10 protein-coding genes and 2 tRNA genes are annotated in these 10,929 nt (G+C 45.6%); 4 read left to right on the forward strand and 8 right to left on the reverse strand.

The genetic code is table 11. From position 1 onward, the window contains the following. Positions 1-325: 325 nt before the first annotated feature. From EKM92_RS09850 to EKM92_RS09875, 6 genes are all read right to left on the reverse strand, one after another. On the reverse strand, positions 326-1,900 hold the full coding sequence (locus tag EKM92_RS09850) for a helix-turn-helix domain-containing protein (protein ID WP_125710334.1): 1,575 nt from the start codon (positions 1,898-1,900) through the stop codon (positions 326-328). 208 nt (positions 1,901-2,108) lie between these two features. Beyond that, complete coding sequence (locus EKM92_RS09855) at positions 2,109-3,182, reverse strand: ABC transporter substrate-binding protein (RefSeq protein WP_125710336.1); 1,074 nt, start codon at positions 3,180-3,182, stop codon at positions 2,109-2,111. Beyond that, on the reverse strand, positions 3,166-3,990 hold the full coding sequence (locus tag EKM92_RS09860) for an ABC transporter permease (RefSeq protein WP_125710338.1): 825 nt from the start codon (positions 3,988-3,990) through the stop codon (positions 3,166-3,168). The genes EKM92_RS09855 and EKM92_RS09860 overlap by 17 nt, the downstream gene beginning before the upstream one ends. After that, on the reverse strand, positions 3,987-4,805 hold the full coding sequence (locus tag EKM92_RS09865) for an ABC transporter permease (RefSeq protein ID WP_125710340.1): 819 nt from the start codon (positions 4,803-4,805) through the stop codon (positions 3,987-3,989). The genes EKM92_RS09860 and EKM92_RS09865 overlap by 4 nt, the downstream gene beginning before the upstream one ends. A gap of 5 nt (positions 4,806-4,810) precedes the next feature. After that, positions 4,811-5,899 (reverse strand): ABC transporter ATP-binding protein, encoded by a 1,089-nt coding sequence (locus EKM92_RS09870; protein WP_125710342.1) that lies wholly within the window; start codon positions 5,897-5,899, stop codon positions 4,811-4,813. A 15-nt stretch (positions 5,900-5,914) separates the two neighbouring features. Continuing rightward, on the reverse strand, positions 5,915-6,454 hold the full coding sequence (locus tag EKM92_RS09875) for a helix-turn-helix domain-containing protein (protein ID WP_125710343.1): 540 nt from the start codon (positions 6,452-6,454) through the stop codon (positions 5,915-5,917). Positions 6,455-6,780: 326 nt separating this feature from the next. Here EKM92_RS09875 and EKM92_RS09880 point away from each other — a divergent pair, with 326 nt between their 5' ends. Together EKM92_RS09880 and EKM92_RS09885 are read left to right on the forward strand one after the other, a co-directional pair. Then, positions 6,781-7,422 carry a TMEM175 family protein gene (locus tag EKM92_RS09880; RefSeq protein ID WP_125710345.1) on the forward strand — a complete coding sequence of 214 codons (642 nt, stop codon included), beginning with the start codon at positions 6,781-6,783 and terminating at the stop codon, positions 7,420-7,422. 59 nt (positions 7,423-7,481) lie between these two features. Further along, a tRNA-Glu gene (locus EKM92_RS09885) sits at positions 7,482-7,553 on the forward strand. Positions 7,554-7,670: 117 nt separating this feature from the next. Here EKM92_RS09885 and EKM92_RS09890 read toward each other — a convergent pair. Together EKM92_RS09890 and EKM92_RS09895 are read right to left on the reverse strand one after the other, a co-directional pair. Continuing rightward, positions 7,671-9,095, reverse strand: coding sequence for a C69 family dipeptidase (locus EKM92_RS09890; protein WP_125710347.1), 1,425 nt, complete (start codon positions 9,093-9,095; stop codon positions 7,671-7,673). Positions 9,096-9,199: 104 nt separating this feature from the next. Further along, positions 9,200-9,769: a TetR/AcrR family transcriptional regulator gene (locus EKM92_RS09895; RefSeq protein ID WP_125710349.1), complete on the reverse strand. Its 570-nt coding sequence runs from the start codon at positions 9,767-9,769 to the stop codon at positions 9,200-9,202. Positions 9,770-9,842: 73 nt separating this feature from the next. Here EKM92_RS09895 and EKM92_RS09900 point away from each other — a divergent pair, with 73 nt between their 5' ends. Both EKM92_RS09900 and EKM92_RS09905 read left to right on the forward strand, forming a co-directional pair. Continuing rightward, a complete protein-coding gene (locus EKM92_RS09900; protein WP_125710351.1) occupies positions 9,843-10,583 on the forward strand; it encodes a sulfite exporter TauE/SafE family protein in 741 nt (246 codons plus the stop codon). A gap of 76 nt (positions 10,584-10,659) precedes the next feature. Continuing rightward, positions 10,660-10,730, forward strand: a tRNA-Gln gene (locus EKM92_RS09905). Positions 10,731-10,929: the final 199 nt, after the last annotated feature.

Below are 10,929 nucleotides of genomic sequence, written 5' to 3' on the forward strand. Positions count from 1 at the left end.
GACAATTGCCTGTGGTAGTGAAGTCAAGTGAAACACCGGTTTTTGGCGATTCGCGCAGATTTCACCGGCAGATTTTGAGACAAAGTAATTTTCTTTGGCTCAAAATCTAGGTGTAAGAACATCGGCGTATTTTGCCGATTTCTAAAACCGGCCGCACCGGCAACTTGTCCAATTCACCGTAGTGTCGCCAAATCGTCGGAGCCTACAGATTTTCGTGGCTGAGGCATATTGGTATAGTTTGCTGAAACACTGACGCTGCCAGACATCAAAGGTATACAAAACAGGCAGGACACTGGGTCCTGCCTGTAGTTTGAACTATCAAGATTTAGGCACGCTTGCGTTTGGGGGTACTCACCATTTGCTTATCTTGCCACAAACTCATCAATACCGCGAATAACTCGCCGTAGCGCTCTGCAGTAGGGTGTTCCGGCCAATTAAACAAATGTGGACCAGCAGGTGTTTGTAGCGCAGCAGCTTGGATCACCAGATCCGCACTTTGAATATCAGCAGTTGGCGGTAATAACTCAACAATGGCTTGTTGTTTCAACATGGCCACCAAATCAATATCCGCTAACCCGCTTTGATCAAGCGATAACAACACTTGGACAGGTTGCTTTGGTCGAAAGCTTGCTTTGAATTGTCGCAAGTTTTGATAGTAGTTTTCACACAAGCGATCGATCACATCAATGAAGCGCTCAAGGTGTTGGGATAAAATCACCTGCGTCAAGGTTTGACGAATGATCCGTTCGTAGTGAGAATCCTTTTGTCGCTCATCAAGTTCATCATGAAAGGTGTATGCCACCAGTTGATTGAAATCAATCCCCAACGTCAACACTGAACCAGTCACCGCCAACAAATTGGCTTGCATCAATTGCTTTTCTGCCGGCGTCAATGGGCGATCCCAAGCTGGGAACGCTGAAACAAAGCCACGTGTCAACTGATACACATCTGGGGCATAACGCCTAAAGCGTTCGATATACACTTGCATCTGCGCGTCGTCTGACACAATGAAGTTCGGTTGCATATGCATCAGGAAAAAGGCGAAGTTCGCTTCTCCCATTACTTGCAACCGCGTCATTGGTGGCAATTCAAAATCACGAATACGCCCATGCCCCAAGGCTAAGTCTAAACTCGGCAATGGATAATCTAACACGACCTTGCTGCGATCATAAGTTAAAATGTGTCCAGACTGCATCCGCTTTAAGCTAACTGCCAAATAATACATCGCAATTTCTTCAGCAGTGGCGTTAGGTGGTTGGCAATCTAGCGTTTGATAAACGCGATTGATCACTTGCTTTGCAGTATGGCGGGTAATATGGTCAAAAGGCCAAACTGCCCCTGCGGTTGCTTGCCAAAACATCGTCGTCAAAAACAAACGCAAATGGGTTTCTTCACCAACAAAACTCAAGTGTTCTGGCACCATTTTGATCCCAAAGGTTTGACCCAGGTCTCGTAACGGATGCAAATGACGCATCACTGTCATCCGAGATAAGTGCATTGGGGCCACAAAATCATCAAAACGCATATGCGAACCAGCTAAAGCAGCTTGCATATACTGATAAGGACTCGTTTGGGTGATCATTTCGTAACGTAACCGCGCATCTGACAAGTTAAATAACGTCTCTAAATCCGCATGAGAGTCGCCGACAATATTGCCCAGCACCCCTAATAGGTCATTATAGATATTATAAATACTACCGTAATTGCGCCCAGTGGCATGTGCCACTTGCCGAAAATTGACTTCAGTGACGAACGGGACCCCTGCTTTTTCCGCCGCAAGCCGCTCTTCTATCGGCATTTGAGCTAAACGCAATTGGCGAATGGTGGTAAATAAATTGAGCCGATCCAAGGCAGATGAGGATAAAAATAGATCCCCACTTTGTTTTTGCATCATAGGCATTGGTAATCCCTCCTTTACTCATTATCATCTCCTTTATTATATTGGTGACTAGACGCCACATCGGTCAGGATATATAAATATATTTTGTTTCGTTTGGTAGACACTGACCACAATCGCTATGTAGCAGGGTTTGAAGGCATCAGGTCCTGCGTCTCAGTCGACAACAAAAAAGAGGTTCAGACATGACGTCTCAACCTCTTGGGAAAGCTTAGTTACGATGCATTTTAAATTCGAGGAACAAGTCGTTGTACATGCCAACCACTGACGGATCGAGGTCTTTGTAGACTTCAGAACGCTTAATGATCGCTTCATTTGGATAAAATTGCTTATCTTCACGCACTGACTTCGGCAACAATGCTTGTGCCTTAGCACTTGGTGTCGTATAGCCGACATATTCCGCGTTTTGGGCGGCATTTTTTGGTTCGTTGATGAAGTTTAAGAACGCGTAGATGGCTTTGAAGTGCTTAGCAGTCTTTGGAATCACCAAGTTATCAAACCACAAGTTAGAGCCTTCTGATGGTACGATGTAATGCAAATGCGAATTCTCCGCCATCATATCTGCCGCTTCACCTGACCAGTCGACAGCAACTGCGGCTTCGTTTTCTGCCATGTACATTTTGATTTCATCTGCGACAACGGCTTTGACGTTCGGGGCTAAGGAATCAAGTTTGGCCTTGGCCGCTTGCAAGGTCGGCGCGTCGGTAGTGTTCATCGATTTGCCTAATGACACCAAGGAAAAGCCCATAATGTCGCGCGCGGAGTCAACTAACATGATATTGTCTTTAAATTGCGGCTTCCATAAATCGTCCCAATGCTGGATCTCACCTGGTTTGACAAATTTGTCATTGTAAATGATCCCCAGCGTCCCCCAAAAGTACGGCAGCGAATATTTGTTGCCAGGATCAAAACTGCGATTCATCACATCAGGGTTGAAAGTGTTGAGATATTTCAACTTGCTGTGATCAAGTGGCAATAACATGTGGGCTTTGTGCATTTTTTCCACCATGTATTCCGAAGGGGCAGCTAAATCATAAGAGGTGCCGCCTTGTTGGATCTTGGTATACATGGCTTCGTTAGAATCAAAAGTTTCGTAATTGACGTGATAGCCAGTTTCTTTTTCAAACTTGGTGATCAATGCGGGGTCAATGTAGTCGCCCCAGTTATACAAGTTTAACGTGTTATCGCCAGTAGCGCCTTGCGACTTTTGCAGCTCGGCAGACCAAACTGCTAACCCCATGACCACCAACAACACAGCGACAGTCAAGCTAATGAGTTTTTTCAAGTGCGTGACCTCCCTTTTTGCTGTGGGCTTTGCGCTTGGCTTGGCCTTCTTGAATGAAGTAATACCCCACTACTAACAACAAGGCGAAGATAAACATCACCCCAGACAAGGCGTTGATCTCAAGAGAGATCCCTTGCCGAGCACGGGCGTAGACTTCCACTGCCAATGTCGAAAAGCCATTGCCAGTCACGAAGAAGGTGACGGCAAAGTCATCTAGCGAATAAGTGAACGCCATGAAAAACCCCGAGAAAATGCCAGGGGTGATAAATGGCAAAATCACTCGTGATAAGATCTGCGCATTACTAGACCCTAAGTCTCGTGCGGCATCCAACATTGATTGCCGCATTTCTTGCAGTTTTGGTAGGACCATTAACACCACGATCGGGATCGAAAACGCGATATGCGCGAGCAATACCGACCCAAAGCCTAACGGGATCTTCAACGCAGTAAAGAAGATCAAGAAACTTGCCCCAATGATGACATCAGGAGACACCATTAAAATATTGTTCAACGACAACACAGTGTTTTTCATCAATGGTTTGGTGGTGCGATTGATAGCCAATGCCCCAAGGGTGCCGATGGCGGTGGCGATCAAACTCGACAACAGCGCCAACAACAAAGTGTCAATGACGATTTGGATCATCCGCGTATCTGCGAATAATTCTTGATAATGCGCCATGGTGAAGCCTTGGAAATTGGTCATCGTATCCCCTTTAGAAAAGGAGTACATCACCAAATAAATGATCGGGACGTATAACAAAATAAAGACAACCCATAAATATAAGTTTGAGAGCTTTAATTTTTTCATGCGCGACGCCCCCGTTTCTTCTTCCGTTCACCTGTTAAGAACATGATGATGAACATCGCGACGATCAATACGACGCCGATGGTGGAACCCATCCCCCAGTTCATGGTGACTAAGAAATGTTCTTCGATTGCAGTCCCCAGCGTGATCACACGGTTCCCACCGATCAAGCGGGTCAACATGAACAAACTCAAACTGGGAATAAATACGGCTTGGACACCAGCTTTAACCCCGGAAATGGTCAGCGGCCAAATCACTTTGGTAAAGGTTTGCCACCACTTGGCCCCAAGGTCGCGAGACGCGTTAACGAAGGATTCATTGAGTTCTTCGATGCCGTTGAAAATCGGTAAGATCATAAACGGAATTTCGATGTAGCTCGCAACGAAAATAAACGCCGCATCAGTGAATAAGAATTGTTTAGGGCCGATCCCCACCATACTTAAGAAGGTGTTGATCCCGCCGTTTTGAGAAAAGATGCCAATAAAGGCATAAGCTTTCAGTAACAAGTTGATCCAAGTCGGTAAAATGATCAACAAGATCCACAGCTGCTTGTGTTTGGTGTAATGCAACAAGTAGGCCGTTGGATAAGAGATCAACAGCGTCACCACCGTGATCACGAAAGCATAAAATACTGAGTTAAAGGTCATTAAAATATAAGTGCCGCTGGAAAAATATGTTGCATAGTTGCTGAAGGTGAAATGTCCGTTGATATCAAAGAAACTTTGATAAATGATCAACACTAACGGCGCGATCACAAACAGCGCTAACCACAACACATAAGGCACATAAAACGCCACATTCGTCGATGATTTTTTCATGCGCCTTATTCCCCTTCATAGCTTTCCAACCGGGCATCGAAATCTTCTTCCGTTTCATTCAAGCGCATGACGTGAATATCTTCGGCATCAAAAGTGACGCCAACATTTTCACCATCTCGAGCAGGGTTGGTCGAGTGGATCAGCCATTCGTTGTTGAGTTGGTCATAAGCCACGATTTCATAATAATCCCCGCGGAATAATTGCGTGTCGACTTTCACCGTCACTTTGCCAGCGTCAGGTGCCACCAGATCCAAGTCTTCTGGACGCAGCACGACTTCAACAGATTCATGAGGCCGCATCCCGGCATCAGCACATTCAAAAGTCTTGCCGTTGAATTCTACCAAATAGTCTTGGATCATGTGGCCGGCGACAATGTTGGATTCCCCGATAAAGTCCGCGACAAAATGGTTGATCGGTTCATCATAAATATCCACAGGCGTGCCAGATTGTTGGACTTCCCCATCATTCATGACGAAAATTTCATCAGACAACGCCAACGCTTCTTCTTGGTCATGAGTGACAAATAAGAAGGTGATCCCTAAGCGTTGTTGCAATTCCCGCAGTTCATATTGCATGTCTTTGCGCAGCTTCGCATCCAATGCAGACAGTGGTTCGTCGAGCAATAACACTGCTGGTTCTAAGACAATGGCGCGGGCAATGGCAACACGTTGTTGTTGGCCGCCTGATAATTCAGAAATTTCGCGGTCAGCAAAGCCGTTTAAACGCACCATTTTCAAAGCGTTGTTGACCCGTTCTTCAATGTCTTTTTTGGCAGTTTTACGAATGCGCAAGCCGTATGCGACATTCTCAAACACATTCATGTGTGGGAATAAGGCGTAATCTTGAAAAACGGTGTTAACCGGGCGTTCGTTGGCAGGCATTTCGTTGATCCGTTTGCCGTTGAACAACACATCCCCTTGGCTAGGATCTAAAAATCCTGCGATCGCCCGTAAGATCGTGGTTTTCCCAGAACCTGAAGGCCCCAGCAAGGTGTAGAATTTACCTTCTTCAATTTCAATATTGATATCTTTTAACACGACAGTATCGCCGTAAACTTTGGATACATGTTTCAATTCGATAATGGTTTTGCTCAAAATGTCCCCTCCAAATTACAAATAAGATGCCGTCGCCACTAGGAGGATCTCCGATGTGGTGTTGGCGACGTTGATGATTTTGTGTTGTTGCGTCGCGTGAAAGTATATCGTTTCCCCTTTTTTAGCAAGATAACACTGATCCCCTAACGCGAGTTGCACCCGACCTGATACCACATAGACAAAGGTTTCTGCCGGGCTTGGTTCAAAAGTTTTAAATTCACCAGCATGATCAAATTGGATCATCACCGGCTCCATTTCATTCTCATTGGATTCTGGCACCAACCAGCGCAAGTTGTAGCCGCGCTCTTGATCTTCATACACCACTTGATCTTGCTTGGTGTATACCAATTGTTGATTTGGCGTTTCCGTAAAAAATTGCGCCGGGGTTTGTCCGAGCACGTTCAACAAATCGAAAAACGTCTCCATCGATGGTGACGATTGATTGTGCTCAAGTTGGGAAATGTAGCCTTTGGATAAGTCCGTCCGCTCCCCGAGTTCTTCTTGCGTGAGATTTTTTTGGATCCGTAAATCGCGAATTTTCTGGCCGATATCCATGGCACACCCCCAAATCAATTCCGGCGCAAACCCATACGACGCGGTGTGGTCACGCGCCAAGTTTGCTTAAACTAAACTATTTGTTTAATACCAACGCTTAATTATACTGGCGATGATAACATTTACAAGCAGTTTCGAATAAAAAATTTGTGGCATTGTGATGACAAAAACGTGACACGCTGTGCACCGGCATTCTCGGAATTTCAATTTGCTAAGCTAAGGCACACCACCTGCAATCGTCGCCACGATTTCGCTGTTTTGCCATTAACACAAAATTTTTGCAATACTTACTATTTCAATGTAAAATACTCACGTGAGGTGATACCATGACCAAAGAACGGATCAATGCCTTAAGCGATGGCGTCTTTGCCATTTTACTAACGATCTTAATTTTAGAATTCAAACCTGAAACCATTCATCCTGGCAGCTTGGCACATGTTCTTGGCCAACAAGTCCCGCTGTTTTTGATGTATGCGATGTCGTATTTTTACGTGGGCACCAGCTGGTTGTTTCATCACGACTACTTCTTATCCGTCAAGCACACCAACCGCACCTTAAATATTTTAAATTTAGGGTTGTTGTTTACCGTCACCTTAGTCAATTATGCAATGGTGTTGTTGATCGAAGCGCTGACCAATGGCAATCGCGCCGATATTCAAATTGCGTTTATCGTGTATGATGTGGTAGCCATTTTGATTTCTGGAAGTTTCTTAGTGGTTTATCGTTTCCTAGAAAGCAATCCAGAATTACGAAATTTGAATGGGATTGAACAACACTATAACCGCATTCGCATGGACCCGGCACGATCAGTATGCATTTATTTATTGTCGATCGGGGCCAGCTTTTTCTCCAATGTGCTGGCTGGCGCTTTGCTCGTTGCAGGGGTCATTTTTCACTTTGTGGCGTACTTGCGCTTTTCCAAAGTGATCCACATTGGAGTGAAGAAACAGGCGTTGAATAAGCGCTGAGGTCACTTGACAATTTTTGAGATTCCTGTAAACTGTTTAGTGTTCTTGATCGCGCTTATTGCCCGTTGGTCAAGTGGTTAAGACGCTTGGTTCTCAGCCAAGAATCACGGGTTCGACTCCCGTACGGGTGATTCAAAACTGTTAGGATAGCTCCGAAACGCTGATATGTCAGCGTTTCGGAGCTTTTTTTCTGTCCGCACTAGCAAAAAAGTCCAAGCACGCGGCTTGGACTTTTCAAAATGATTCAATTACAGGTTCTTATCCATGTTAAAGGTCAACTTGCTGAGTTCCAACCCTTGCATGACAAAGCTTGCGATTTGCTTTTTGGTTTCGGCTTTGACCATGGCAACTAACTTGTAGTTAGCAGCGGTTAACGCTTCCGTCAATTCATCGCCAGTTAATTCTGCCGTCGCAGCATCCGTTTCAGCAATGTGCACCCGGAAGCGGCGGTTGAGTTCCGTTAAGTAATCGCGGTTTTGTTGAATGAAGTGGTTGTAGTGGCTTTCCACTAACATCCCCAGTTCGCGATGCAACCAATATGCGGAGTCCTTATCCACATCAAATTCCATTGGGGTTTGATTGTAAGAAGGATCAGTATCTTGCGCATTGGTGTAAAACGGGACATAAGGGCTGTAAGTTGGCACCCCAATGTTCAACCACATAATGCTTTCAGCACCATCGCGTGCTTGCAAAATATGGGAGTTTTGCGTGCGGTTCAAGCCGATCGGACGATAACGATATTTGTCTGCGTCTGAGCCATGGCCCAACGGATCAAATTCAGTTTCGTTGTAGTGAGAACCAAGGACTTGGGCGATATCTTCGCGGGTGATGAGATGGTTGGTGTGCATGATGAATGGCAAGTCTGCCGATTCAGGATTTTGAGGATCTTCCAAATCTGGGCTTAAGATCGTGTGCGCGTACCACACGCGAGGTGTGTTGTAATGGCGATCTTTTTCATTCATCGTCCCAAAAATGTGACGGAAGTTGAAACCTTCTTTGTCAGTGTTCAAGTGATGTGCTTCAACGAATTCTTGAATGCCTTCACTCCAGATGAAGTTGTCAGGATCGTTGAAGTCAACTTGTTGGATCGCCACTTGGTTGGCAGCGACAGCATAAGCATCATCTGGAATGCGTTGCGCTACCCAGTGATGACCGGTAACGATCTCCATGTACCAAACATTGTCTTTGTCAGAGAACAACACAGAGTTGCCGGCAGGCGAGCCATATTGTTTGATCAATTGACCTAAGTATTCAACGCCGTGACGCGCAGATTCGATGAATGGCAACACCATGTTGACCATTAAGTCTTCATCAAGGCCGTCGACAACTAACGGATCGTAACCTAAGGCACGTTCGTTGCCATAAGTGGATTCCGTGGCAGACATCGCGACATTTTTTTCGTTGATGCCACTTTCTTCGTAGTCGCCTTCATCTTCAGTGTCCACGTTTGGCACGGCGTTGTAGCGATAGCCGTTTTCTGGCAAGGTGGCTTCAAAGCCGTTGAGTGGGGATTTGACCGTTAAGCCTTTTTCCCCTTTCCATGCCGGATGCATATAAAAACGATGTGGGGATAAAACGTGGAAAGTGTCGTCGTTGCGTGCGATCATGGTTGTGCCATCGATGCTAGCGTTTTTCCCGACCAAAATCGACGTGCAGGCTGATTCAATTTTCATATAGTGCCCCTCTTTTCCAAAGTCTTTCTTAAGTGTACCCCCACTTTGCGGTTTTGGCACCTGCGTCACACAACCGTAATCTCTGCGTAAACCGGTTGCCACCATCACGACTCCTCTACAAATAAAGCCGTGATCGCGGTGACCAGCTGCTGTTGATCAAGTTGTCGCGTATGGCGCTGATACGCATAGGCATCACTTTTCAGCATCGCGATCAACATATCGGCACGAAACTGGCAAGCTTGTTGACTGAGCTCAGGGGAATTGTCCGCCAAAACTCCAGCAAAAACGCCCACCACTGCTTGATAACTTTCACTGGTATAAAAATAACTCCCGCTAGTGGCCACATTACCACCATCGACATCCATTAATAAGGCTTTGTTGGCTTCTCGAAATTCAAGATACCAGGTTAAAATCTGTACGAAGTGATGCCGCGGCGTGTGATGATCTTGCACCAAATACTGCTGACTAGTTTCGATAAACTGGGCCAAATCGTCATAAACTAACGCCATACACAACATCGATTTGTTGGCATAGTGCCGATACAAGGTGCCTGCACCGATGCCTAAGGTCTTGGCAATGAGATTCATGCTGACTGCCTGCACCCCTTGTTCGGCAAATAATTGCTTGGCACATTTGAGAATTTCTTGTTGATTTTCAATCGCATCTTGACGCATAAGATTCCTTTCCAGTTGACAAACGGACACCTCTCCGTTTATTATACACGAGGATTGTTATGGAGGCGATCATTTGGAAAATATTTTATTCGGTTTGTTGATCGGAATCTTTGTCAGTTTGATCGGTGGCGGAGGTGCTTCGCTTTATCTCGGCGTTTTAAGCGGTCAACTAAGCACCGCGACTGCTGTTTCAACGTCATTATTTGTCGCGTTACCCGCTTTATTCTTTGGCACGCTCACTCAAATTCATATTCACAATGTTCATTTCAAAATCGGGAATCAGCTCATCATCGCCGCGGTTCCAAGCATCATTATCGGCACGCTATTGAGCCACTACATTCCTGAAAAAAACTACACCATCGTGATCGGCATCCTTTTGACGGTGATGGGCTTGATCGTGTTACGAAAGAATCTTCGCCAGCAACAAACACCTTCCCGTCCGCATCAACACGCATTGATTGCCTATTTATTGGGGATTATCAGCGGTTTGATGGTGGGATTAGGCGGGCTTAGTGGTGGCGCCACAACTGTCGCTGGCTTATCAATGATGGGGCTCACGACCTTTGAAGCAGCCGGGACGACGACCTATGTGCTATGTGCAATGTCGTTAGTCGGCTTTATCAGCCACTTGATCAGCAGCACAATTGCTTGGTCTGCTGGCCTGACGCTGATGATTGGCGCCATTATCGGATCTATCTTGACGCCATTAGTGTTGACGCACGTCGATTTGAAGAAATTGAATCAGCCGCTGGGCATCTTCTTGGGGCTTGTCGTCGTCTTTTTTGGGGTCAAAATGTTACTGACAGTGTTCTAAGTCAGGGTTTCTGTAGTAAATTTACATTGACAGCTCAAAGGATTTTTTGTAAACTGTTTCTTGTTGAAAAACTTATTGGGTAGTAGCGAAGTGGTAACGCAGTGGACTCTGAATCCATAATCATAGGTTCGATCCCTATCTACCCAATTCATGAAATCATTGAACCGTCAACGATGCTGAAAAGCAAGCGTTGGCGGTTTTTTTGTGCCTAGCGTTGCGATTCACAACGCGACGATCCGCGATTTTACGTTGAAGAGACTTGAAGACACACAAACAGTCTAACCTTAGTGGTGGATCATGATTCGACGGAATCGTGGTTCACCACTTTTGATTTCTCTGATAAAGT

This window comes from Lacticaseibacillus porcinae (assembly GCF_003946305.1).
Lineage (GTDB): Bacteria > Bacillota > Bacilli > Lactobacillales > Lactobacillaceae > Lacticaseibacillus > Lacticaseibacillus porcinae.

What these genes read in the sequence shown, in the direction of transcription:
- EKM92_RS09890 (WP_125710347.1), bottom strand. Translation starts at nt 9,095, where the DNA reads ATGAAAATTGAATCAGCCTGCACGTCGATTTTGGTCGGGAAAAACGCT.
- EKM92_RS09865 (WP_125710340.1), bottom strand. Translation starts at nt 4,805, where the DNA reads ATGAAAAAATCATCGACGAATGTGGCGTTTTATGTGCCTTATGTGTTG.
- EKM92_RS09875 (WP_125710343.1), bottom strand. Translation starts at nt 6,454, where the DNA reads ATGGATATCGGCCAGAAAATTCGCGATTTACGGATCCAAAAAAATCTC.
- EKM92_RS09860 (WP_125710338.1), bottom strand. Translation starts at nt 3,990, where the DNA reads ATGAAAAAATTAAAGCTCTCAAACTTATATTTATGGGTTGTCTTTATT.
- EKM92_RS09895 (WP_125710349.1), bottom strand. Translation starts at nt 9,769, where the DNA reads ATGCGTCAAGATGCGATTGAAAATCAACAAGAAATTCTCAAATGTGCC.
- EKM92_RS09850 (WP_125710334.1), bottom strand. Translation starts at nt 1,900, where the DNA reads ATGCCTATGATGCAAAAACAAAGTGGGGATCTATTTTTATCCTCATCT.
- EKM92_RS09880 (WP_125710345.1), top strand. Translation starts at nt 6,781, where the DNA reads ATGACCAAAGAACGGATCAATGCCTTAAGCGATGGCGTCTTTGCCATT.